Source organism: Microbacterium sp. LWH3-1.2, from assembly GCF_040675855.1.
Classification (GTDB): domain Bacteria; phylum Actinomycetota; class Actinomycetes; order Actinomycetales; family Microbacteriaceae; genus Microbacterium.
Window position 1 is genome coordinate 1,386,159 of record NZ_JBEGIK010000001.1, and the last position, 24,466, is coordinate 1,410,624.

The following is a 24,466-nucleotide window of genomic DNA, read 5'->3' on the forward strand; positions in this document are numbered from 1 at the left end:
AACCAGTGCTCGAATCAACCACTTTCGATCAGCTTCGCATCGGCCTGGCCACCGCTGACGACATCCGTCGTTGGTCCTACGGCGAGGTCAAGAAGCCCGAGACCATCAACTACCGCACCCTGAAGCCCGAGAAGGACGGTCTGTTCGGTGAGCAGATCTTCGGACCCTCGCGCGACTGGGAGTGCGCGTGCGGCAAGTACAAGCGCGTCCGCTTCAAGGGCATCGTCTGCGAGCGATGCGGCGTCGAGGTCACCAAGTCCTCTGTCCGCCGTGAGCGCATGGGCCACATCGAGCTCGCCGCGCCCGTCACGCACATCTGGTACTTCAAGGGCGTGCCCTCGCGCCTCGGGTACCTGCTCGACATGGCGCCGAAGGACCTCGAGAAGGTCATCTACTTCGCGGCCTACATGGTGATCTCGGTCGACGAAGAGGCGCGCCACCGCGACCTCTCGACGCAGGAGAACAACATCCGCCTCGAGCTGAAGACGCTCGCCGACCGCCGCGACGCGCGGGTGGCCGCCCGCCTCCAGAAGCTGGAGGAGGAGCTCGCCGCGCTCGAGGAGGAGGGCGCCAAGGCCGACCAGAAGAAGAAGGTCAAGGACGCCGCCGAGAAGGAGATGGCCGCTATCCGCAAGGGTACGGACGACCAGATCACGCGTCTCGAGAAGGTGTGGGAGGACTTCCGCACGCTCGAGGTCGGCCAGCTCAAGGGCGAGGACGAGATCTTCCACGAGCTCCAGGACCGCTTCGGTCAGTACTTCGAGGCCCACATGGGCGCCGAGTCGATCAAGCGTCGCCTCGAGGCCTTCGACCTGGCGGCCGAGGCCGACAGCCTGCACCTGCAGATCTCGGAGGGCAAGGGCCAGCGCAAGATCCGTGCGATCAAGCGCCTCAAGGTCGTCAACTCGTTCCTGCAGACCGGCATGAGCCCGGCCTCGATGGTGCTCGACGTCGTTCCGGTGATCCCGCCGGAGCTGCGCCCGATGGTGCAGCTGGACGGTGGCCGCTTCGCGACCTCCGACCTGAACGACCTGTACCGTCGCGTCATCAACCGCAACAACCGCCTCCGTCGCCTGATCGACCTCGGTGCCCCCGAGATCATCGTCAACAACGAGAAGCGCATGCTGCAGGAGGCCGTCGACGCGCTGTTCGACAACGGCCGTCGCGGTCGCCCCGTCACCGGTACCGGCAACCGCGCCCTCAAGTCCCTGAGCGACATGCTCAAGGGAAAGCAGGGTCGCTTCCGCCAGAACCTGCTCGGCAAGCGCGTGGACTACTCGGGCCGTTCGGTCATCATCGTGGGTCCGCAGCTCAAGCTCCACCAGTGCGGTCTGCCCAAGCAGATGGCGCTCGAGCTGTTCAAGCCGTTCGTGATCAAGCGCCTGATCGACCTCGGCCACTCGCAGAACATCAAGGCGGCCAAGCGCGCCGTCGAGCGCACCCGTCCCGAGGTGTGGGACGTGCTCGAGGAGATCATCCGCGAGCGTCCCGTGCTGCTCAACCGTGCGCCGACGCTCCACCGCCTCGGCATCCAGGCCTTCGAGCCGCAGCTCGTCGAGGGCAAGGCCATCCAGCTGCACCCGCTCGTCTGCGCCGCCTTCAACGCGGACTTCGACGGTGACCAGATGGCCGTGCACCTGCCGCTGTCGGTCGAGGCCCAGGCCGAGGCCCGCATCCTGATGCTCGCCTCGAACAACATCCTGAAGCCCTCGGACGGCCGCCCGGTGACCCTGCCCTCGCAGGACATGATCATCGGTCTGCACCACCTGACCACGGTCATCGAGGGTGCGACGGGTGAGGGCCGCGTGTTCGGCTCGGTCGGCGAGGCGATCCTGGCGAAGGACGAGGGCACCCTCGACCTGCAGGCCAAGGTCCGCATCCGCATCCCGGGGCTCGCATTCCTCGAGGGCGAAGCCCCGGAGGGCTACGAGCGCCACGGCCTCGTGGACGCGTCGCTCGGCCAGGCGATCTTCAACGACACGCTCCCCAAGGGCTACCCGTTCGTGCGCGAGCAGGCCGACAAGGGCAAGCTGTCGCAGATCGTCAACAAGCTCGCCGAGGAGTACCCGAAGGTGGAGGTCGCGGCTTCGCTCGACCGCATCAAGGACGCCGGCTTCTACTGGGCCACCCGCTCGGGTGTCACGGTGGCGCTGAGCGACATCCTCACGCCGCCGAACAAGGCCGAGATCGTCGCCGGCTACGAGAAGCAGGCCGCGAAGGTCCAGGGCCAGTTCGAGAAGGGTCTCACCACCGACGCCGAGCGTCGTCAGGAGCTCATCAAGATCTGGACCGAGGCGACCGACGAGGTCCAGAAGGCGATGCGCGACCACTTCCCGGCCGACAACACCATCAACCGCATGGTCTCGTCGGGTGCCCGTGGTAACTGGCTGCAGATCCGCAACATCGCGGGTATGCGAGGCCTGGTGAACAACCCGAAGGGTGAGATCATCCCGCGCCCGATCATCTCCTCGTACCGCGAGGGTCTGTCGGTGGCGGAGTACTTCATCGCGACGCACGGTGCCCGTAAGGGTCTGGCCGACACGGCCCTCCGTACGGCCGACTCGGGCTACCTCACCCGTCGCCTCGTGGACGTCTCGCAGGATGTCATCATCCGCGAGGAGGACTGCGGCACGACCAAGGGTCTCGAGTTCACCATCGCCGCTCCGGGCGCCGACGGCGCGCTGGTGCGCGACGCGAACGTCGAGAACTCGGTGTTCGCCCGCACGCTCGCGGCCGACGCGGTCGACCCGAAGGGCGAGGTCGTCGCTTCGGCCGGTGAGGACGTCGGCGACGTGCTCATCGACAAGCTCGTCGAGGCGGGTGTCGAGTCCATCAAGGTGCGCTCGGTGCTCACCTGCGACTCGGCTGTCGGCGTCTGCGCGAAGTGCTACGGCCGTTCGCTCGCGACCGGAAAGATCGTCGACATCGGCGAGGCCGTCGGCATCATCGCGGCCCAGTCGATCGGTGAGCCCGGCACGCAGCTGACGATGCGTACGTTCCACACCGGTGGTTCGGCCTCGGCCGACGACATCACGCAGGGTCTTCCCCGCGTGCAGGAGCTGTTCGAGGCCCGCACCCCGAAGGGCGCGTCGCCGATCGCGGAGTCCGACGGCCGCATCACGATCGACGAGACCGAGAAGTCGAAGAAGGTCATCCTCACGCCCGACAACGGCGACGAGCCGCACGTCTACCCGGTCCTGAAGCGCGCGACGCTCCTGGTCGAGGACGGTCAGCATGTCACCGTCGGTCAGCCCCTCCAGGTCGGCACGCTCGACCCCAAGGAGGTCATGCGTGTCATGGGTGCCCGCGAGGTGCAGAAGTACCTCGTCAACGGCGTCCAGGGCGTGTACCGCTCGCAGGGTGTGCCGATCCACGACAAGCACATCGAGGTCATCGTCCGTCAGATGCTGCGCAAGGTCACCGTGGTCGACCACGGCGACACCACGCTGCTGCCGGGTGAGCTGGTGGACTTCAAGCGCTACCAGCAGATCAACCGCGAGGCGGTCGGCGAGGGCAAGCGCCCCGCGTCGGGTCGCCCCGAGCTGATGGGTATCACGAAGGCATCGCTCGCGACGGAGTCGTGGCTGTCGGCCGCGTCGTTCCAGGAGACCACCCGCGTCCTCACGCAGGCGGCCATGGAGGGCAAGAGCGATCCGCTCGTCGGCCTCAAGGAGAACGTCATCATCGGAAAGCTCATCCCCGCCGGAACCGGCCTTGCGAAGTACCGCAACGTCACGGTCGAGGCGACGGAGGAGGCGAAGAGCGAGCGGTACCCCAACCGCATCTTCGCCTCGGACGGCGCGTACACCGACGCCGACCTGAGCTACGTCGACTTCGACAGCTTCTCCACGGACGGCTTCAGCACCGACTACAACTGAGTCCGGGGTCTTCGAGACCCTGGAACACACGAAGGGCCCTGGCTTGCCAGGGCCCTTCGCCGTTGCGGGAACGGATGCTGCGACTCAGTACTGCGTCGGCCCCCCGGTGTCGCCGGTGGTGCCGGTCGTTCCCGTCGTTCCCGTGGTTCCCGTCGAGCCGCTGCTCGGTGCGACGTTCTCCTTGACCCGCTCGGCGGTGCTCTGCGCCTCGTCCTTCACGGTCTCCGCCGACGAGACGGCCGACTCCTTGACCTGTTCGACGGCGTCCTTCGCCGGCTCCTTGAGGTTCTGCGCGACCTCCTGCGCAGCATCCTTCGCCTTGTCGACCGCCTTGTCGACGAGCGGCTGAGCCTGGTCGCGCAGCTGGGTGCTCCAGCGCTTCTCGGCATCGGTCGTCGGGATCAGGCTGGCGACGAGGAAGCCGGCGCCCGCGGCGAGGAGGCCCACCACGAGCGGCGTGCCCTGGGTCTGGCGCCTGGCCCTGTGCGGCAGGTCCTTGACCGCCTCGCCCGCGGCGCCGACCTTGTCGCCCACCGTGTGGCCGGCCGAGGAGGCCGAGTCGCCGATGTCGTCGGCGACTCCCATCACGCGACCCCTGACGTCGCCGAGCACCTGCCGGACGCGCGTCTTCTGCCGCTCCATGATCTTCGGGGGCGAGACCTTGTCGGCGAGTGCGTCGACGTCCCGGCCCAGTTCGTCCCGCGTCACCTCGATGTCGGCGCGGATCTGATCTGCGTTGCTCATTATCGGTTCTCCTGGTTTCTCTTGAGCGCCTCGGGGATCTCCTTGACGGTCTCCACCGTCTTCGGCGCCCCTTGCACGGTCTTCAGTCGCTTGCGCCCGACGGCGTAGAGGATCCCGGCCACGATGACCCAGAGGACCGCCACGATGACGGCCGACCAGCCCAGGCTGTCGACGAGATCGCCCAGACCCCACCAGATCGCGACGGACAGGAAGAACACGGCCATCAGGCCGGCGTATCCCGCCCCGCCGAGGAGCCCGGCACCTGCACCGGCCCGTTTGGCCGACTCCGAGAGCTCGGCCTTCGCGAGTTCGAGCTCCTTGCGCATGAGATCTGAAAGGTCACGGGAGACCTCGCCGACCAGCTCGCCCAGCGATGTCTCGGCCGCCTTCTGCTGAGACGGCGTGGGCATGTCCGTCATCGTCGTACCTCTCCCGTCGCGGACCACTCGTCTCCTGCTCCGCCGGTGACCGAGGTGTCGGCGCCGGTGGTCAGCGGATCACCCGCGAGCGCGTCGCCGATGGGCGTCTCGCCTTCGTAGCCCGCCGTTCCCACGGTCGCGGCGCCCGCAGCCGTGCCGCCGTAGCCCGCGCCGACGGTGCCGCCGGCCGTCGGCAAGGACGTGGCGAGGGCCGGCCGCGTTCCACCCGAGTAGTCGAGCGCTCTGTCGGCGTTCCGGTCGTTGTCGTGGGCGTCGGACACGAGTGCCTTCGTCACCCGCCCGGCGAGCAGACCCACGCCGACGGCGATGGCCAGGAACGCGCCGGTGTGCCGTCGCGCGAACGAGCGCACCTCGTGGATGACGTCGGCCGGCTCGCGCTGCTCCAGCCAGTCGGCGACCCGGCGAGTCTGATCGCCGAAAGCGCGGACGGCGTCGGTGGCCATTCCGCCCGAGCCCGTGGCCGTGCCGTTGGCCAGCCCGGAGAGCTCGTCGCTCGTGCTCTGCAGCGCCTGTGCGGCGCGGCGCTGCTGGCTCGACGCCTGGTCCGACAGCTCCGTGCGGGCCTCGTAGAGGAACCCGCGCGCAGCATCCTTCGCGTCGTGGGCCACGCTCTTGGCCTCCTCACCGGCCACTCCGGCGACGTACTGCGCGCCGGCCTGCGCCTCGGCGGCGCCGTCGACGACGCGCTCCTTCATGTCGCCTGAGTCCGTGCTCTGGCCCGGACCCGTGCTCCGGGTCGCGTACGGATCGGTGTCGTAAGTCGACATGCTCCTCCTCCATCTCACGTGCGGCGTCGGACCGGCGATGTGCTGGTCCTCGGGGATCCGCGGTGACCAACACCGTCCGTCATGAAGAGCAGAAGTGAAGAGAGGCTGGCACTCCGGGGGACGGCGGAGTATCCTTCACGGCCGCTGGCGCCGCGTCGGGAGGTACGAGCGGCGGATGCCGGGCCCCGCGGCTTCCTCGGCTGCCCCGCGCGCGCCGCGGCGCAGCATCCGTCCCTCCGGCTTACCGTGGAGACGGAGGTGGGGGCCCCATGGCGCGGATCGGCGGACGCAACCCGTGGATCGCCGTGCCCGCCGGGATGCTGTGCGCCGCGGTCGTCGCCTCGCTCGTGTGGCTGGCGCTGCCGATGGTGCCCGTTGCCGTCGCGTGGGTCGGTGACACGCTGCGCGGCGCCACGGCGCCGCGGCCCGAGGCGACGCCCGCGCGGACGCCTGCGCAGACCGCGGCGGCGGGCGGAGCGGTCGACTGCCGCACGCTGTACTCCGACGACCTGTGGAACGAGCTGACGTGGCGGGAGGGGTCGCTGCTGGACCAGTCGATGGCGGCGCCCGCGACACAGGCGACGGCGTTCGCCGACGCGGCCGCGCCCGACGTGCTCGTGACCTGCACGTGGCGGTTCGACGCGGGCGGCATCGTCACGACACTGTCGAAGGTCGATGCCGACGCCGGGGCGATCGCCGAGGCCGCACTGGCGGGGGACGGGTTCGCGTGCCGGTCGCGGGATGGAGCGACGGTGTGCGACCGGACGCGCGGTGCGGTGCGCGAGGAGCACACCCTGCGCGAGGGGCTGTGGCTCGTCAGCGTCGAGACGGACTGGCACCCTGAGGACTACGGCCCGCGGCTCGACCGCACGGTCTGGGGCTGACTCAGCCGAAGATGCTCGCCACGACGGCCGCCGTGTAACCCGTGGGCGCGAGGTTCGAGTACTGCGTGTCGATGAGGATGTCGTCGCGCCAGAACAGTGTGCGCCCGTCGGTGACCGGATAGGTCTCGTTCGGCCACGTCTTCTCGCAGCGCGTGCCGCCGTCGGGGGTGTAGCAGGTGTAGCCCTCGTCGGTCACGAGCTTGTTGAGCATGTCGAGCGCAGGTCCCCGCGACATGTCGGTGATCTTCGTGACCAGGCCCGTGGTGTCGGCGGCGGGGTCGCGCCACACGCACACCAGGCTGCCGTCCGGCTGTGGTCCGGAGGCGCCGAAGGCGGGGTCGTTGAGCGGCACGCCCTCGAGCTGCGCGAGCACGTCGGCGGTGAGGATCGCGCGGCAGTCGTCGGGGATCTCGGCGCGGGCAGTCGGCGAGGGCGTCGGCGTGGGTGTCGCGGAGGCAGGCGTCGAGGCCGAGGGCCCCGGCGTGAAGGTGAGTCCGCCGCCGGAGGGGGCGTCGGGGGCGCAGGCCGTCAGCGCCGCGAGTGCGAGAAGGGTGGATGCCGCGGCTGCGGCGAGCCGGAACGTCCGTGGTGCCATGGGGTCAGGGTACTGGGGCTGGAGCGGATTCCCCGGCACGCCTCCCTCGTGTGCGCGGAACTGCGGGTTACTCTGCCTCTGCGGGGATGATCCCTGCGTGAGGAGTGCCTGCGATGAGTGACCCCAAGTCGTCCTACGGCGAGCCGGTCGAGGAGCCGCACGGCGTCGACGACGTCGTCGGCCGTGCGAACGAAGGCCTCGCCGACGCCGAGGCCGCCCGCCGTGATGCCGGCGCCACCGAGACTCCCGCCGCAGAGACCCCCGCCGACGCTGCCGGGACGCCCGACACCTCCGGCGCGGCCGCGTCCGCCGACGGCGCCTCGACCACCGTCGCGACGCCGGCCGCCGCCCAGCCCGACCCGTGGGACTCGCCGGAGGCGGCGTCCCTCGACTACACGTCGACCCCGACCCCCGCCGCTGACGACTCGCCGACCGTCGTGGTGCCACCGGTCGTCACCCCGAGCGAGCCCGTCATCGCCGAGCCCGCGGTCGTCGCCGCGCCCGCCCCGCAGCCGATCTTCGTTCAGGCGCCCGAGGCGCCGCGTCCGCGGGGAAACCGCGCCGCCGCCGGCGCGATCGGCCTGCTCGCCGCCCTCGCGTTCGCCGTGCTCTACCTGGCGGTGTGGCTCGGCGTCGACGCGATCAAGGGCGACGTCACCGGCGACAACGTCGGGACGACCGCCCTCGAGGCTCTCGCGACCTGGTCGCTGTGGGTGCCCGTGGTGGTGTTCTTCATCGGCTTCTGGCTGCTCGGCGCCATCATCAATCGCGGCCGTTGGGGCGCGTGGGTGATCTTCGGCATCCTCGTCGGTGCCGCCGCCTACGGCGGACACATCCTGGGAGCGCTGTTCCAAGCGCCGTTCTGGAACCTCACCGCCAGCGAGGGTGCGAAACTCGTCGAGGCCGAGCTGCTGGCGCCGCTGGCGATCGCCGCGTTCATCATCGGCCGCGAGCTCACGATCTGGTTCGGCGCGTGGGCAGCCGCGCGCGCGAAGCGCGTCACCGAGCTCAACGTCGAGGCGCAGCGCGAGTACGAGCGCACGCTCGAGGCAGGCCCGCAGCTCGTCCAGCAGTGACCCCCGTTCGCGTCCGTGGCCGCCGTAGGCTGGCGGCATGGCCGCTGACGGTTCGGATGGGCCGTCGCAAGGACCCGTGCGACCGCCCGTCGCCCTGGCCTTCGCGACGCTGGGCTTCGTCGCGCTCCTGATCTTCGGGCTCGGAATGACCAGCCTGGCGACGGGGCAGGACGTCATCGCGACCCCCGGGCTCGGGCAGGTCCCCGGGATCACGGGTGTCGTGTGCGCGACCCTGGCGTTCGCCGCCGGCCTGTGGGCCGCGATCGCACGCGCCGGAAGACGGACGGATGCTGCCACCTCGGATCGCGACGACGCTTCGGCTGCGTCGGGCGCGGCGCCCATCACCGGCGCCGGGGCGCAGCATCCGTCGTACTGGGGCGCCGCGTGGACGACCGCCGCGACCTTCCTCGCGTACCTCGGGGGAGTCTGGTTCGGCGCCGTTCTCACCGGCGCCGATCTCGGCGTCGCGACGGCGGTGGTGGGCCGGCTCGCGACCACCTGGTTCGGGCTCGTGGTGGCGGCGGCCGCGTTCGTGTCGGCCTGGTCGGGCATCGCGCTCGTGCGCACCCGGGCCCGCCGCCCGCGGTGGCCGTGGGAGGACGAGTTCGATGAGTGATGCGGGCGCAGATGGTCCTGGCGCCGCGGAAATCCGCGCGAGCACGGATGCCGGGCACTAGCGTGGAACGCGTGGAGCGGTCGCTCGAGACCCAGGTCAGCCAGGCGGTGGACGCCTGGCTCGCGTGGGTGCCTCGCTGGGAGCCCGCGACCCACCACGGCCGGACCGCCCCGTGTCGCCGCTGCTTCGGGTCGCCCGTGCTCTCGGCCGCCGGCCTCGGCGCCGATGTGCCGCACGGTGTGCAGCACGGCCTGTCGACCCGGATCAAGACGATCGTCGACCGGTCCGTCGCCGAGTACACCGCGCTGAACCTGCCGATGCTGCAGGCCGAGCTCGACCAGCAGGCCGCCCGCAACCGCGCGCGCAGCTACCGTCCGGGCGAGGGGCTCGACCCCGAGTTCGAGGGGCTGCCGATGGACCCCGATCCGGTGCCGGGCGCACCCTTCCTGTTCACGATCGCGGGACTCGCCGAGGAGGCCGACGCGCACGTGCCGGCGCTCCCGCCGCTGAGCGAGGAGGCCAAGGCGGCGCTCCGCCAGGAGGTCGGGCTCGCCGACGACTACGCGAACATGGTGGGCCGCGAGGTGTGCACGATCCTGTTGCACCATCGCCTGCGCATCCAGGCCGCGGTGACAGAGTACGTCGAGCCCCAGATCGAGGCGATGCTCGCCGATCTCACCAAGTCGCTCGACGCACCGTTCGACCCCCACGACCCCGGGGGGCTCCGCGGCTAGACTGACGCCGGCCCCGTCGTCGCGGCTCGTCCGGTGCCGGCCCGCCGCACGCGCTCGCACTGTCCACATCTCTGCTTGCCACGCGGGTTCCCGGGAGGTGGGTTTTGTTAGCATGACCGGGTTTGTCGTCGCGCTGGCGGCAGTGGTGTGACGGTAGCGGACTGCGGGGAGGTGTGCGGGTGGCGGCACGGCTTCCCTCGGCGCCCCCGATCCTTCCGGGACTCGCCTACATCCGCCCGCTCGGCTCGGGCGGATTCGCCGACGTCTTCCTCTACGAGCAGGACATGCCACGTCGCAACGTCGCGGTGAAGGTCATGCCGAGCGACGTGCGCGACCCGGAGCTTCGGCGAATGTTCAACGCCGAGGCCGACGTGCTGGCGCACCTGTCGGCACACCCTTCGATCGTGACGGTCTACCAGGCGAGCATCTCGGCAGACGGCCGCCCGTACATCGTCATGGAGTACTGCCCCGGCTCTCTGGCGCAGCGCTACCGAGTCGAGCGCATCCCGGTCGAGGAGGTGCTCGCCATCGGCGTGCGCATGGCGAGCGCGCTCGAGTCCGCGCACCGCGCCGGCCTCATCCACCGCGACGTGAAACCCAGCAACATCCTCATCACCACATTCGGCACGCCCGTGCTCGCCGACTTCGGCATCTCAGCCTCGCTGCAGCGCAAGAGCGGCGGCGAGGTGCTGGCGATGTCGATCCCGTGGAGTGCTCCCGAGGTCGTCGCCGAGCGGACGAGCGGGACGGTGACGAGCGAGGTGTGGAGCCTCGGTGCCACGGTGTACTCGCTGCTGGCCGGCCACAGCCCGTTCGAGCGCCGCGAGCGCGGCCAGAACACCAAGGACCTGCTGCGCAAGCGCATCGCGCGCGCCACCTACGTCGAGATCCCGCGGGCCGACGTCCCGGCGTCGCTGCAGGCCGTGCTCGCGACCGCGATGAGCCGCGACCCCGGTCGCCGCCACGACTCCGCCCGTGCCTTCGGCGAAGGGCTGCGCGAGGTGCAGTCGGGGCTCGGCCTCTCGCCGACGCCGCTCGAGATCCCGGACGAGGAGTGGTCTCCCGCATCCGCTCCCGTCGATTTCGCGGATTCGGCGCTGCGAGGACCCGCGCGTTCGCACGTGGAGCGCGATCTCACGCGCAAGGCGCGCGCCGGCACCGGCGTCGCGCAGCTCGCCCGTGACGAGGACACCGAGATCTCCGCACCCGCCCGCCGCCGCGGTCGGGCCGTGCTGCCCTGGGCCATCGGCGTCGGAGCGGGGATCGTCGCGGGGGCCGGCGCGGTCGTCGTGGCGCTGATGGTCGCAGGGGTGCTCTGATGCGACGCGGCGCGATCACCGGCCTCGTCGCCGCCGGGGCCGTGGCGGCCAGCATCATCGGCATCAGCATCGTGTGGCCGGGGCTCGACGCGCAGCAGACCCCTGACGTCGACACCGCGGTGTGGGCGCTGCAGACCGGCGACGGCCGCCGCTACGCCCGCGTGAACACGTCCGTCGGCGAGCTCGACACGGTCCGCAGCATCAGCAACCCCGACCAGGTGGTGCAGACGGGGGATGCCGCATACCTCTTCAGCGACAGCTACTCGACGCTCACGCGCATCGACGCCGCGATGCCCGCCGACCTCGACGAGGAGGCGCTGAAGTCCTCGCAGAAGACCCCGTCCGGCACGACGGAGGTCGTGACGGCCGGGGACTGGGTCGCCTACCTCACCGACTCGGGCGCCGTGCACGCGGGGCGTCTCTCCAGCGGCGCGTCGTCGCAGCTCGACCCGTTCGGCGCCGACGACGAGGACGCCCCGCAGTACACCGCCGAGGCGATCGCCGTCGACGTCCGCGGCATGCTGTTCGCCTACTCGGCCGCTGACGACTCGGTGCTGCGCTACGACATCCCGGGCGGTGAGGTGCGCGGACGCGATCCGCTCGACGCCGACGGGCTCGAGGCGCCGGCCATCACCGCGGCGGGCGACACGTGGGCCGTCGTCGACACCGAGAGTGGCGAGATCTGGCTGCGGGGGCAGGACGCCTCGACCCGGGCGCCGTCGACCGGCACCGTCGTCGTCGGCGCACCGGACGCGAGCGGCACCGCCGTCTACCTCGCCGACGACACCGGGCTGGTGCGGGTACCCGCGGACGGGTCGGCGATGGAGACACCGGTCGGAGGCGGTGCGGAGACGGTGCTCGGAACTCCTGCGCAGCCGGTCGCGCACGACGGCGAGACGTACGCCGCGTGGCTGGGCCAGGGCGACGCGGGCGGCCTGCTGTGGCGCTCGGGCGGCACCACCGCGACGCTGGACTACGGCGACCGGACGATCGGCGACCAGCCGCGCCCCGCATTCGTCGCGAGCGATTCCGCGGTCATCCTCAACGACACCCGGTCCGGGTGGGCGTGGTCGGTGCCCGATGGCGCGCTGATCCCGTCGAGCCAGGACTGGAGCCTCGACGACCGCACCGACCCCGACGCCGTGCCGAGCGAAGAGCAGCTGCAGGTCGTGCTCGACCCGAAGCCGCCGGTCGCCGAGCCCGACGCGTTCGGCGTGCGGGCCGGCGCGCTCGCGTCGCTGCCCGTGCTCATGAACGACCACGACCCGAACGAGGACGTTCTCACGATCGACCCCGCGTCGGTCACCGGCCTCGACCCCGCGTTCGGCACGGTGTCGGTCACCGACGACGATCAGCGCCTCGCGATCCGCGTGCAGCCCGGCGCGACGGGATCGGCGACGTTCTCCTACGCGGTCGCCGACGGCACCGCCGCCAACGGCCTGACGTCCGGGCCGACGACGGTCACCGTCACGGTGGCGGATGCCGCGGCCGACTCGGCGCCGGAATGGTGCGGCGTCGAGCGATGCCTCGTCGAGTGGCCGCAGCCCGAGGTCGCGCGCGGCGGCACGGTGACCGTGCCGGTGCTGCCGGGCTGGGTCGACCGGGAGGGCGACCCGCTGCTGCTCCTCTCGGTCGAGAACACGAGCGGCGTCGGCAGTGTTGCGGCGACCCCCGGCGGCGACGTCGTCTACCAGCACGACGACGCGGGCGACGGCGGGGAGCAGCTCGTCGAGCTCGACGTCACGGTGGCCGACACCCAGGGTCTGACGACGGTGAAGCCGCTCGTGGTGAAGGTATCGCCCCAGCCACAGCTCACAGTGCAGTCGTTCGCGGTGACCGACACGGTCGCCTCCGGCATCACCGTCGACGTCGCGGACCACGTCACGGGCACCGCCGGCACGCTGTCACTCGGATCGGTGCGCGTGCTCGACGACGCCGCCGCAACCGCGACCGCCGTCAGCGGCTCCACCTCCTTCGACTTCGCGGCCGAGAACCCGGGCACGTTCCGCGTCGACTTCACGGTGACCGACGGCGTCGGCGAGGCGACCGGCACCGCCCGCATCACGCTGCTGCCCACCGACGCGCCGGCGCAGCTGGCGACCTCGCCGGTGGTGGCGTTCGTGCACCCCCAGCAGGACGCGACCCTCGAGATCTTCGACGCCGTCTCGAACCCGACGCGCCGCGTGCTGCTGCTGAGCGACGTGGTCGCACGGGCGGATGACGGCGCCACGCTGTCGGTCGACGCGGTCGGACAGAACCACCTCCGGGTGTCGGGCACGACGGAGGACGGCGCCGCCGGCCGCCTCGGCACCGTCTCGTATGTGGTGAGCGACGGGACGGAGGACGCCGGTGCGAGCGTCGCGGGCGAGGCGACGGTGTACCTGCTGCCGCCCGCACCCGAGCTCGCCCCGATCGCGGTGGACGACTCCGTGATGGTGCGCTCCGGCGCCCAGATCGACATCCCGGTACTCGACAACGACATCTCGCCTGCCGGCGGGCGGCCGACGCTGAACCCGGCATCCGTGCGCTCGTCGTCGGAGGGCGCACTCGCCTTCGCGTCGGGCGACCTGCTGCGGTATCTCGCCCCGGGCGAGCCGGGGGAGTACGCGATCGAGTACTCCGTGTTCACCACCGGCGCTCCGGCGCTCGCGGACACCGCGACGGTGCGCGTGACGGTGATCGATGCCGAGGCCAACCGCGCACCCACGGCCGACACCCTCGAGGGTCGCGTGCTCAGCGGACAGTCGGCGCTCATCGAGTTCGACGACTTCGGCACGGACCCCGACGGCGACGTCGTGACCCTCGACCGCATCGTCGATCAGCCCGAGCGGGGCGCGGCCACCGTCACCGCCGACGGCGCGTCGATCATGTACACGAGCGTGCCCGGCGACAGCGGTCAGGTGTCCTTCCGCTACCGCGTGGTCGACGCGTTCGGTGCGACGGCCGACGGCACGGTGCGGATCGGAGTGCTCGACGGCCAGGCCAACCCGAGTCCGGTCACGTTCACCGACTACGTCCAGGTGCAGGCGGGCGAGGGCAATACGATCCGGGTCAGCCCGCTCTCCAACGACGCCGACCCCACGCTCGGCGAGCTGCGGATCACCGACATCCGCCCGGACGTGCCGGGGACCCTCGTCGACGGCAGCGAGAACCCTGAGTACGCGCGGCTGAACGAGCAGATCGTCGGCGCGGATGACACCACGGTCCGGATCGCCGCGGGCGACGACCCGGCGACGATGTCGTTCCTCTACGACGTCGAGTCTTCGTCGGGAAACACCGGTCGAGGACTCATCGTCGTACGGGTCGTGCGCGAGAGCGTGCCCGACTTCCCGGTCGTCGCCGACACCGGCCTCACGGTCGAGACCCGTGAGGATTTCCCGCGCGGCGTCGACGTGCTGGCCGGCAAGGTCACGTGGTCGGGCGGCGATGTGGACGACCTCGAGCTGTCGCTGTGGGGCGACCCCGACGGCGTCGCGGTGCAGGGTTCGCGACTGCGCGGGGCGCTGCCCGAGACCACCCGGCTGATCCCGTTCGCCGTCACCGGCGACAGCGCCGCGGGCGAGGTCACGTCGTACGGCTTCCTCCGCGTGCCGGGCGACGACGACCTGGCCCTGACGCTGCGCGCGAACGCGGCGTCGCCCGAGGTCACCGAGCTCGAGTCCACCACCTTCGACATGGCGGACCTCGTCGCGCGCCCGCGCGGCGCGGTCGTCGAGCTGGGCGATGACGTGCGGTCATCGGGCGCACGCGTCGAGGCATCGTGCACGATCGACGCGGGCGCCGTCGTCCGCTACGTCGCGGGCGCGGGCGCCCCGTGGGTCGACGCCTGCCAGGTGCCCGTGCGCCTGACCGGCCAGGAGGACTGGACGTACCTGTCGGTGCCGATCGTGGTGCGCCCGCGAGACCCGCAGCCCGAACTGCGCCCGGCATCGATCACGGTGGGGCCGGGCGAGACCGCGACGTTCGACCTCGCGAACATGACCACGTGGCAGCTGCGCCCGGACTGGGACGGCATCGTCTACGCGACCGAGCATTCGGGCACCGCCTTCGCGGTCACCCAGGAGGGTTCCGTCGTGACCGTGACCGGCGCGGACCGCGCCGTCCCCGGCTCCGAGGAGGCCGTGCTCGTCTCTGTCACGAGCCATCCGTCGGTGTCGCCGGCGCGGCTCATCCTCCGGGTCGGTGCCGCTCCTTCCACTCTTCCGCAGGGCGGCTCCGTCGTGCAGCAGTGCTCGCAGGCCGGAGGACCGTCGTGCACGATCCCGGTGATCGGCGCCGGCGGCGAGGTCAACCCGCTGCCGCGCACGCCGCTCGAGGTCGTCGCCGTGCGCCCGGCCGGCGCCTGCGCCGGCGTGAGCTTCCAGGTGGCGTCGGCGACGTCGATCACAGCGAGCTGGACGACGGATGCTCCGGGCGCGACGTGCACCGCCACGTTCTCGGTGCGCGACGCCCAGGGCCGCGTCACGAACGCGGAACGCGACGGCCGCGTGCTTCTCGACCTGCTCGGGTACCCCAAGTCTCCCGCGAGTATTACTCAGACGGCATATGCCGAGGGGACCGTCACTCTGCGGATCGATCCGGGCGAGGCGCGGTCGGCCTACCCGGCGCTGTCCGGCTTCGTCGTCCGCACCGGTGGGCAGGAGGTCGCGCGCTGCGGGGCCGACGGCGTGTGCCCCCCGATCCCTGCTCCGAACGGGGAGCAGCGCACGTACGACGCGTGGGGCGTCAACGCCGTGGGTGAGTCGAAGGCGGGCGTGCGCACGATCGCGTGGGCGTACGATGCACCGCTCGCGCCCGCGAGCGTGACCGCGGCTCCCGTCGTCACCGGCGACGGCGCGGGCGGCATCGTGTCGCTGGTCATCGACGGGATCGAGGCCGGCGAGACCGGCAGCCTCGAGATCGCGAGCCCCGCCGGCGAGACCGTGCGGGTGCCGGTGAACCCCCGCCAGACCCGCGTCGAGGTGCCGTGGTTCCGCGTGGGCAGCAACACCGGCACGCTCGTGACGGTCACTCCCTACTCGCGTTACGACCTGCCGCCCGGCCTCGGCGGCAACGCGTCGGGCGCGGCCGCGACGGTGCAGACGAACGGCATCGGCAGTCCGCTGTCGCCGCAGCTCACCCTGAGTTCGGTGTCCAACGGCGACGGCACCGCGACGGTCACGGCCCGAGCCACCGCGCAGCGCAACGGCGACGGCTCGGCGCTGCGCTACGGCATCGTGCTGGATGGTGATCGCTGCAGGGTCATCGACGGCGGCGAGACGGCCTCCTTCCCCGGACTGGAGGACGGCGAGGAGTACGCGGTCCGGATGTGCGTCGAGTCGTGGTGGGATGACGAGTCCTTCGGCCGCGCCGAGGCGACCGCGACCGTCCGCGCCCAGCAGTCGGGCCGGGCGCCGGAGGGCTGGACGTTCGTCGTGGACGGCCGCCCCGAAGTGCAGGCGCAGCGCGCCGACTGGGTGATCCGCGAGAACCCGACGACGACGGAGCGGCTCCCCAACCGCAACCACGCCGAGTTCCAGGGCTGGGGCCCGGGGAGCACGGTGTTCGGCCAGGACCCCGGCATCCAGGTGCGGTACGTGCACGACTTCTGGGACACCGCGAGCGCCTGGTCCACCGTGACTCCGCGTTCGGGCAGCGCCCCGTATCAGGTGCAGGCGAACTGGACGGTCACCTCGTGCGTCGGCGGCAGCCCGCTCACCTACCGCGGCCAGTCGTCGAACGCTCCGAACGGCTCCTCCGCAGCCTTCACGTTCGGCAACGCGGGCCTGCGCTACTACGACGAGGACAACACGCTCCTGCCGCACACCGTCGACACGTGGGAAGTGCCGGTCGGCGCGAAGCGGGTCGAAGGCATCTCGGTGACGGTGAACTGGGACGCCCAGGGCTGGGGGCTCGCCCCCGCGAGCACCGAGTTCTCGGCGGCGTGCCAGCCGAACAACGGCAGCCCCGGCCCACCCGCCGCACCCTGAGCGGCAGCATCCGTTCGCCCCACGATCCCCGCAGACGACGAAGGACACCACATGACGATCACGCAGGAGCAGGCCGACTGGTTCGCGCAGACGTTCGGGCAGATCGCCGACAACGTCGAGCGCGCCGTGCTCGGCAAGCGCCACGTCGTCGAGCTCGTGCTCACCGCGATGCTCAGCGACGGCCACGTGCTCCTCGAGGATGTGCCGGGAACCGGCAAGACGTCGCTGGCGCGGGCCATGGCGCAGTCGGTGCAGGGCACGAACACGCGCATCCAGTTCACTCCGGACCTGCTGCCGAGCGACATCACGGGCCTCAGCGTGTACGACCAGAAGGAGGGCGTGTTCGAGTTCCACGCCGGTCCGATCTTCGCCAACATCGTGCTCGCCGACGAGATCAACCGGGCGAGCCCGAAGACGCAGTCGGCGCTCCTCGAGGTCATGGAGGAGGGGCGCGTCACGATCGACGGCGTCTCGCGCGAAGCCGGTGTGCCGTTCCTCGTGCTCGCGACGCAGAACCCGGTCGAGCAGGCCGGTACCTACCGCCTGCCCGAGGCGCAGCTCGACCGCTTCATGATGCGCACGTCGCTCGGCTACCCCGACCACGCGGCGACCGTCCGCATCCTCGACGGTGCCGCCGTCGCGACCGCCGAGCTCTCGCCGATCATCACGCCCCAGGCGCTCGTCGGCATGGCCGACCTCGCCGCCGACGTGTACGTCGACGCGCTCGTGCTCGACTACATCGCCCGCCTCGTCGACAGCACGCGCACGGCTGACGAGGTGCGCCTGGGGGTCAGCATCCGCGGCGCCCTCGCCCTCACGCGCGCCGCGCGCACGCGGGCCGCCTCGCAGGGCCGCACCTACGCGACCCCCGACGACGTCAAGACGCTCGCCGTGCCCGTGCTGTCGCACCGCCTGATCCTGCACCCCGAGGCCGAGTTCGACGGCGTCACCCCCGAGACCGTGGTCGGGCAGGTGCTGCTCGACGTGGCGCCGCCTTCGAGGCGCGAAGCGATATGAGCGTCCCCGAGCGCCGCGGCGGTTCCACCAGCACGATGGAGCCGCGCATCACGCGGACCGTCCAGGCCACCGGCACGACCAGCCGCACGCACGTGACCGCTACGGCCACGAGCGTCGGCGGGTCGCGCCGCGGTCGCACGTTCGTGCGCGTGGCCGTGTGGTGGACGCGTGTGTGGCGGGCGGCGGGCTCGGGCATCACCACCGCAGCCGAGTGGGCCGCAGAGGCGATCCGGCCCGCGGGAGCCCTCGTGGCCGTCGCGGCGACCGCGGGCCTCGTGCTCGGGATCGTGTTCGGCTGGGTGGAGTTCATGGTCGCGGGCGCAGCATCCGTGGTCCTCCTCATCGCGGCCGTGCCGTTCCTGTTCGGCGCCCGCGCTTACGACGTCGACCTCTCGCTGACGCACGAGCGGATCGTCGCGGGCGAGGGCGTCGCCGGCCGCATCGGCGTGCGCAACGACGGCCACCGCACGGCCCTGCCGGGCCGCATCGACATCCCGGTCGGGGCCGGGCTGGTCGAGTTCGGCGTGCCGCTGCTGCGTCCCGGCCACGCGGTCGAGCAGCCGCTCGACATCCCCGGCCTCAAGCGCGGCATCGTGACGGTCGGTCCCGCGACCACCGTGCGCAGCGATCCGATCGGGATGCTGCGACGCGAGCACTCGTTCCCCGACGTGCACGACCTCTACGTCCACCCCCGCACGGTCTCGCTGCCGTCGACGAGCGCGGGGCTCATCCGCGATCTCGAGGGCGCGCCCACCCGCCGCCTGGTCGACGCCGACATGTCGTTCCACGCCATCCGCGAGTATGCGCCGGGCGATTCGCGTCGCCAGATCCACTGGCGGTCGACGGCCAAGACCGGGCGGCTCATGGTGCGCCAGTACGAGGAGTCCCGGCGCTCGCGCATGGCCGTGGTGCTCGCGGCCTGGGACTCCGAGTACGCGGACGCCGACGAGTTCGAGCTGGCCGTGTCGTGCGCGGCATCGCTGGGATTGCGGGCCGTCCACGACGCCCGTGACGTGCAGATCGTGACCGGATCCGAGATCCCACGCGTCGTGCGCGGGCGCCTCCGCGCGATCCGCCACATCCCCGCCGCGGCGCCGCGCCCCATGCTGGACGGCTTCAGCGGGGTCGATCTGCTCGAGAGCACGATGCCGGTCGGCGAGGTGTGCCGCCTCGCCGCCGAGTCGGGCGAGCGGCTCTCGATCGCGTTCGTCGTGGTCGGCTCCCGCGTGCCGCTCACGAGACTGCAGCGGGCCGCCCTCGCATTCCCGTCCGACACCGCGGTGGTCGCCGTCATCTGCGACGAGCGCGCCCATCCGCGCATGCAGCCGCTGTCGGGCATGACGGTGCTCACCGTCGGAACCCTCGAAGACCTCTCGGGCCTCCTGCTGCGGGGAGCCGCGTCGTGAGCGGGCAGATCCCGGTGATGGGGCGGATGGATGCTGCATCCCGGGGGGCGACCGAGACTCCGAGTCTGCGCGCGCCGCGGCTCGTCGCCCGCGTGTGGGTCGGGGTGGCTTTCGCCGCCGTGATCGCCGTCGTCGCAGCCGTCGCCGGGTGGCCCATCTACCGCTCGGGCGCCTTCGCGCTCCTGGTCGTCGTCGCCACCGTCGCGGGGGGTGGGATCGCCGCCCTGGCGTGGTGGCGGCACTGGAGCGGGTGGGCGGTCGCCGGGGCGCTGGCCCTCGCGATCCTCGTCGTCGGCGTGCCCCTCGCGGTGCCTTCCCGCCTCGGCTCACCGGCCGACCTGGTGCGGGGTCTCGGAGAGCTGGCGAGCGGGCTGGTGCTGGGCTGGAAGGACCTCGTCACCGTCGAGCTGCCGGTCGGCTCGTACCGCAACCTGCTCGTGCCCGCGCTCGTCGTCTTCCTCGTCGGCACCTGTGCGGTGCTGCTCCTCGCGTGGAGGGAGGATCGCGCCGCCTACGCCGCGGTTCCGGTGGCGCTCGGCATGGTGACGTTCGGGCTCTTCTTCGGCCGCACCACCGTGAGCTCCCCGCTCGAGCTCGGGCCGGTGTTCCTCTACGCGCCGGTCGAGACCGCGGTCGGTGTCGCAGGACTCGTGGCGTGCCTGCTGTGGCTGGCCTGGCGCACGCATGACGAGCGCATCCGCGCCCTGCAGCGGGCCGCGGCATCCAGCGGCGTCCGCATCTCGCGCCGCCCCTCCGCGGCCGACCGCCGTCGCACCGCGCTCGGCGCGGGCATGGTGGCGGTGGCTCTCGTGCTGGCCGTGGCGATCGTGCCCTTCGCCGCCCGCGGCGCGGAGCGCGACGTGCTGCGCTCGGCCATCGGCCCTGACGTCGACCTGTCGGCCGAGGTGAGCCCGTTGTCGCGGTACCGCGCGCTGTTCGCCGACGCCCGGGCCGACGACGTGCTGTTCACGGTCGAGCCCGTCGTGATCGACGGCGTCGTGGAGACGCTCCCCGAGCGGGTGCGGCTGGCGACCCTCGACGCCTACGACGGCGAGGTGTTCCGCTCGGGCGGCGAAGGCGCCGTCGACGCCGGTCGGTTCGTCCGCGTGCCGTCGGCGCTCGACGCCGGCGAGGGCACGCCGGTCGCGGCGCGCATCGAGATCGACGCGTGGGACGGGATCTGGATGCCGACGGCCGGTCGCCTCGAGGCGGTCGCATTCGACGGCGACCGCGCCGCATCACTGGCCGACAAGTTCTACTACAACGCCGCCGCGTCGGCGGCGGTGCAGACGGCCGGGGGCGGGTTCGAGTCGGGCGACGCATTCGTCGTGCGCGGCGTCGAGCCCGCAACCCCGGTGCTCGCGGAACTGGAGGCCCCCGGCAGCCCGGGTGGCGTCGCCGCACCCGACAGCCTTCGCACGTGGATGGACGAGCACGCTACGGGGTCGGGCGGTCCCGCCCTCGAAGGCGCGGTCGCGATGCTGCGCGATCGCGGCTACCTCAGTCACGGTCTCGCCGAGGGCGAGCAGGAGCCGGCATGGGCGGCCGCCCTGCCCGACTACGCATTCCAGCCCAGCGCCTCGGGCCACTCGCTCGCCCGCGTCGACACGATGTTCGCGCGCCTGCTCGAACGCGAGACCGACCCGCGGGCGGTTGCCTCCGGCAACTACTTCGCTGCGATCGGCGACGACGAGCAGTTCGCCGTCGCGGTGGCCCTCATGGCCCGCGAGCTCGGGTTCCCCTCCCGGGTGGTTCTGGGTGCGCGGCTGACCGCGACGGAGCCGGGTCTCGCGACGTGCGACGAGGGCGCCTGCCGCGCACAGGACCTCACCGCGTGGACGGAGGTGCAGTCGGCAGCCGGCGACTGGGTCGCCATCGACGTCACGCCCCAGTACGCCCAGTCGCCGAGCCTGGACACGACCGAGCAGCGCGACCCCGAGAACGTCACCGAGGTGCGCCCCGAGTCGGTCGAGGAGGTCGTGCCGCCCGATCCCGCCCAGGAGGACTCCGCGGCGGACCGCCCCGCCGACGAAGATGCAGGAGCCGACCTGGCGTGGCTTTGGCCGATGCTGCGGATCGGCGGCGTCGCGCTTCTCGTGCTCGTGCTCGCGCTCGGTCCGTTCCTCATCGTGATCGGCACGAAGGCCGCGCGCCGCCGGGGCCGTCGCCGCACCGGGACACCGGCGAACCGCGTCGCGGGCGGGTGGGACGAGTACGTCGACGCGGCGCTCGACAGCGGCCGTGCCGCAGCGCGCACCTCCACGCGCTCAGAGCTCGCCGCCGCCTTCGCGACGCCCGCCGGGGCCGCCCTCGCGCGCGACGCCGACCGCGCCGTGTTCGCGCACGCGGACATCTCCGCCGACGAGGCGAAGCGCTACTGGGTGGCCGTCGACGCGGAGCGGCGCGCCCTGCGACGGGGACGAGGGTTCTGGCGCGCGGCGCTCGCGACCGTATCGTTGAGATCGTTGTTCCGTCCGATGGCGCCCCAACCGGGCGGCCGCACGCGATTCGCCGAGAGGGGGAGACGACGGGCACAGCCCGTGCGTCCCATGCCATGAACGCCACAGATGCCACCGCAGCCGTCGTCGGCACCCTGGTCAGCCTGCTCCTGTTCGCCGGTCTCTACATCTGGACCGCCCTCGCACTGTCGGCGGTGTTCCGCAAGTCCGGGGTCGAGGCGTGGCAGGCGTGGGTGCCGATCCTCAACACCATCGTGCTGCTCCGCCTCGCCGGGTTCTCGCCGTGGCTCGTGATCCTCGCGTTCATCCCGTTCGTCGACATCGCGTTCCTGGTCGTCTGGGCGATCGCGCTGTTCCGCGTGAACGTCGCTTTCGGCTTCGGCGCCGGCATGACCGTCCTCGGCTTCCTGCTGTTCCCGGTGTGGGCGTCGATCGTCGGCTGGGGGAGTGCGCGCTGGGTCGGACGGGAGACGGTCCCCACGTCCCCTTCGCACGCCGCCGGCGCGTCGCGCGGAGCCTCCGGGCAGCGGGGCCCGGCCGGCACCCGCACCCCCTTCGGCGCCGGCGTGCGTCGCACCCCGGGCGACGCCGAGCTGCCTCCCCTTCCATCGTCGCCCGCAACGGCTGCGCTGACCGGTGCGCGGGCGGCGTATCCCACCCCGCCGGCGGTCCCTGCGCCGACGAGTGCGGGTGCGGGGTTCGCGCCGTCCGCGTATGCTCCGCCCGCGCCGGGTGCCGCGCCGCGTGCTGCCGCCGCGCCGCCTGCTCCCGGCGCGCCCGCCCACGCGGCATCCATGACGGCCGCCGGGGCCGATGTCCCGCCGCCCGCCGCGGGCTGGACGCCTCCACCGGTGCCCGGTCGCCCCGTCGCTGCGACGCCGGGCGAGGCGAGCGGGAACGGTTCCGGTGACGCGGACCCGTGGCAGGGATTCGCGCTCGACGGCATCGACCTGAGCGCGGAGGTCACCGGTGCCGTGCCCGGTGCTCCCGCGCCGATCTCCGCGGTGCCCGCGACCCCGCTCGCGTCCGTTCCCCCCGCGGCCGCGGCGCCCGCGCCCGCCGGTCCCTCGCGCAGCGCCGCGCAGCCGTTCACGGCGCCTGAGGCGGCGACGACGGGCGAGGAGGGCATCACCCGGCCGCCGGTCACGCGCGTGCCCGCCGCCCCGTCGTCGGACGAGGACCACGAGCCGTGGGCCCCGGCGCGCTCGCCGATGAGCGAGGCCGACGCCTTCCCCGAGACCTCCGGCCCGGTCTCGGCGATCCACGGCTCGCCGGATGCCGGATCCCCGCGCTCGGCGCGGTCGTCGGTGTCGGCGTTCCACACCAAGCCCGAGATCCCCGACGAGCAGGACATCCTCGAAGAGACGATCATCGCCCGTCGCAAACGGACGGACTGGGCGCTCGTGCCGCCGACCGGGGAGCCCGTCGCGCTCTCGTCGGAGGTGGTCATCCTGGGCCGCCGCCCCGCCGCCGACCCGGAACACCCGAGTGCGCAGCTGGTCTCGATCCAGGACGGCACGGTGTCGAAGACGCATGCACGGCTCCAGCTGCGCGACGACAAGTGGTACGTGACGGACCTCGACTCCACCAACGGCGTCCTGTTCGCCACCGTGATGGGCACCGAGGTCGAGGCACCTGCGGGCGTCGAGGTCGAGGCCGGCGACCGGTTCCTGCTGGGCGACGCCGAGGTCCGGCTGCGGCGGAGCGACGGGTGATCGATTCGGACGACGAGCACACGGCTCTCTCCCGGCGGAGGGGCCCGGCGCCCGCGCCGGAGCACGAGGACCCCCTCGACGACCGGACCCTGCCGTCGCGGCGTGCCTCGGGCGAGGCCCAGGCGGCAGACGACACCGTGATCTCGGTCGGTTCGGCCGTCCGCGCCGATTCCGAGCAGGCCACGCAGGCGGCGACCGAGTCGGCACCCGCGGGTCCGCGACGGACCGCGCATCCGGCAGCACACGAGCCGCGGGAAGCCCCCGCAGCCTCGAGGCGCGCTCCCTCGCCGGCACCGCTCGCCCCGGAGCCCGCCGCCGGGACGTCCGCGGCCCTCGGCCGGGTCGCCGCTCCGCCCGCCTCCGCAGTCGCCGCCTACCGGGCGCGCGACGTCCCTCCGGTCACCGTGGTGCGCGCCGAGCCGGCCCGGCGTGCGCCGCAGGACCACGTCGACACGGCGGCTGCCGATCAGGCCCGCACGCGTCGCCGCCGGCGCCAGACGATCGCCGTCGTGTTCGCAGCATCCGTCCTCATCATCGTCGCCGCGCTGGCGCTGGTCGCCCTGCTGACGACCGGCTGAGGGGTACGCCCGACGGCGATCTGGGCCGCGCTGCGGCGTGTCGTCCCTCCGTCGGGCCTGTCACGTGCTTCCGCGTTTGCCCGACCCCCGAAACCCACGTATCATGGATCGGGTGTGCGCTCACGCGCGCCGTCGACCGTGCCTTGGTGCGGGAATCGGTGCGAGCGCCGCATCTCAGGGAACGGCCTGCGAACAGGCCACCCCCACGGCATACCCACCAACGAGAGCGCGACAGTCATTCTGGCGCGTCGGTGGGTCAGCGTGAGCCC

The 24,466-nt window shown here is 72.3% G+C and carries 16 protein-coding genes; 12 read left to right on the forward strand and 4 right to left on the reverse strand.

The features are described 5' to 3' along the window. Nucleotides 1-5 precede the first annotated feature (5 nt). The gene (gene rpoC / locus MRBLWH3_RS06440) at nucleotides 6-3,878 is read left to right on the forward strand and encodes a DNA-directed RNA polymerase subunit beta' (RefSeq protein WP_363429793.1); all 3,873 of its coding nucleotides are present in this window, start codon (nucleotides 6-8) and stop codon (nucleotides 3,876-3,878) included. 84 nt (nucleotides 3,879-3,962) lie between these two features. Here the strand turns inward: rpoC and MRBLWH3_RS06445 are convergent, their stop codons facing one another. From MRBLWH3_RS06445 to MRBLWH3_RS06455, 3 genes are read right to left on the reverse strand one after another with little or no spacing between them, the layout of a single operon-like run. Beyond that, nucleotides 3,963-4,622: a DUF3618 domain-containing protein gene (locus tag MRBLWH3_RS06445; RefSeq protein ID WP_363429795.1), complete on the reverse strand. Its 660-nt coding sequence runs from the start codon at nucleotides 4,620-4,622 to the stop codon at nucleotides 3,963-3,965. Continuing rightward, nucleotides 4,622-5,041, reverse strand: coding sequence for a phage holin family protein (locus MRBLWH3_RS06450; protein WP_363429797.1), 420 nt, complete (start codon nucleotides 5,039-5,041; stop codon nucleotides 4,622-4,624). Before MRBLWH3_RS06450 ends, MRBLWH3_RS06445 begins: the two co-directional genes overlap by 1 nt. Beyond that, a complete protein-coding gene (locus MRBLWH3_RS06455; protein ID WP_363429799.1) occupies nucleotides 5,038-5,829 on the reverse strand; it encodes a hypothetical protein in 792 nt (263 codons plus the stop codon). The genes MRBLWH3_RS06450 and MRBLWH3_RS06455 overlap by 4 nt, the downstream gene beginning before the upstream one ends. Before the next feature lie 269 nt (nucleotides 5,830-6,098). Between MRBLWH3_RS06455 and MRBLWH3_RS06460 the strand changes: the two genes are divergently transcribed. Then, nucleotides 6,099-6,713, forward strand: a complete 615-nt coding sequence (locus MRBLWH3_RS06460) for a hypothetical protein (protein ID WP_363429801.1) — start codon at nucleotides 6,099-6,101, stop codon at nucleotides 6,711-6,713. Between the two features lies 1 nt (nucleotide 6,714). Here MRBLWH3_RS06460 and MRBLWH3_RS06465 read toward each other — a convergent pair whose 3' ends face one another. Further along, a complete protein-coding gene (locus MRBLWH3_RS06465; protein ID WP_363429803.1) occupies nucleotides 6,715-7,308 on the reverse strand; it encodes a hypothetical protein in 594 nt (197 codons plus the stop codon). A 113-nt stretch (nucleotides 7,309-7,421) separates the two neighbouring features. Between MRBLWH3_RS06465 and MRBLWH3_RS06470 the strand changes: the two genes are divergently transcribed. The 10 genes from MRBLWH3_RS06470 to MRBLWH3_RS06515 all read left to right on the forward strand — a co-directional run bounded on the left by MRBLWH3_RS06470 (nucleotide 7,422) and on the right by MRBLWH3_RS06515 (nucleotide 24,197). Beyond that, nucleotides 7,422-8,384, forward strand: a complete 963-nt coding sequence (locus MRBLWH3_RS06470) for an ABC transporter (RefSeq protein WP_363429805.1) — start codon at nucleotides 7,422-7,424, stop codon at nucleotides 8,382-8,384. A gap of 37 nt (nucleotides 8,385-8,421) precedes the next feature. Beyond that, the gene (locus tag MRBLWH3_RS06475) at nucleotides 8,422-9,000 is read left to right on the forward strand and encodes a hypothetical protein (RefSeq protein WP_363429807.1); all 579 of its coding nucleotides are present in this window, start codon (nucleotides 8,422-8,424) and stop codon (nucleotides 8,998-9,000) included. Between the two features lie 71 nt (nucleotides 9,001-9,071). Continuing rightward, complete coding sequence (locus MRBLWH3_RS06480) at nucleotides 9,072-9,734, forward strand: spermidine/putrescine ABC transporter substrate-binding protein (protein ID WP_363429809.1); 663 nt, start codon at nucleotides 9,072-9,074, stop codon at nucleotides 9,732-9,734. Between the two features lie 179 nt (nucleotides 9,735-9,913). After that, nucleotides 9,914-11,053, forward strand: a complete 1,140-nt coding sequence (locus tag MRBLWH3_RS06485) for a serine/threonine-protein kinase (protein WP_363429811.1) — start codon at nucleotides 9,914-9,916, stop codon at nucleotides 11,051-11,053. After that, nucleotides 11,053-17,022, forward strand: coding sequence for an Ig-like domain-containing protein (locus MRBLWH3_RS06490; protein ID WP_363429813.1), 5,970 nt, complete (start codon nucleotides 11,053-11,055; stop codon nucleotides 17,020-17,022). The genes MRBLWH3_RS06485 and MRBLWH3_RS06490 overlap by 1 nt, the downstream gene beginning before the upstream one ends. Before the next feature lie 51 nt (nucleotides 17,023-17,073). After that, nucleotides 17,074-18,039 (forward strand): AAA family ATPase, encoded by a 966-nt coding sequence (locus MRBLWH3_RS06495; RefSeq protein WP_363429815.1) that lies wholly within the window; start codon nucleotides 17,074-17,076, stop codon nucleotides 18,037-18,039. After that, nucleotides 18,036-19,445, forward strand: coding sequence for a DUF58 domain-containing protein (locus tag MRBLWH3_RS06500; RefSeq protein ID WP_363429817.1), 1,410 nt, complete (start codon nucleotides 18,036-18,038; stop codon nucleotides 19,443-19,445). Before MRBLWH3_RS06495 ends, MRBLWH3_RS06500 begins: the two co-directional genes overlap by 4 nt. Next, a complete protein-coding gene (locus MRBLWH3_RS06505; protein ID WP_363429819.1) occupies nucleotides 19,442-22,003 on the forward strand; it encodes a transglutaminaseTgpA domain-containing protein in 2,562 nt (853 codons plus the stop codon). The genes MRBLWH3_RS06500 and MRBLWH3_RS06505 overlap by 4 nt, the downstream gene beginning before the upstream one ends. Beyond that, nucleotides 22,000-23,619, forward strand: a complete 1,620-nt coding sequence (locus tag MRBLWH3_RS06510; protein ID WP_363429821.1) for a DUF5684 domain-containing protein — start codon at nucleotides 22,000-22,002, stop codon at nucleotides 23,617-23,619. Before MRBLWH3_RS06505 ends, MRBLWH3_RS06510 begins: the two co-directional genes overlap by 4 nt. Next, nucleotides 23,616-24,197 (forward strand): hypothetical protein, encoded by a 582-nt coding sequence (locus MRBLWH3_RS06515; RefSeq protein ID WP_363429823.1) that lies wholly within the window; start codon nucleotides 23,616-23,618, stop codon nucleotides 24,195-24,197. Before MRBLWH3_RS06510 ends, MRBLWH3_RS06515 begins: the two co-directional genes overlap by 4 nt. Nucleotides 24,198-24,466 lie beyond the last annotated feature (269 nt).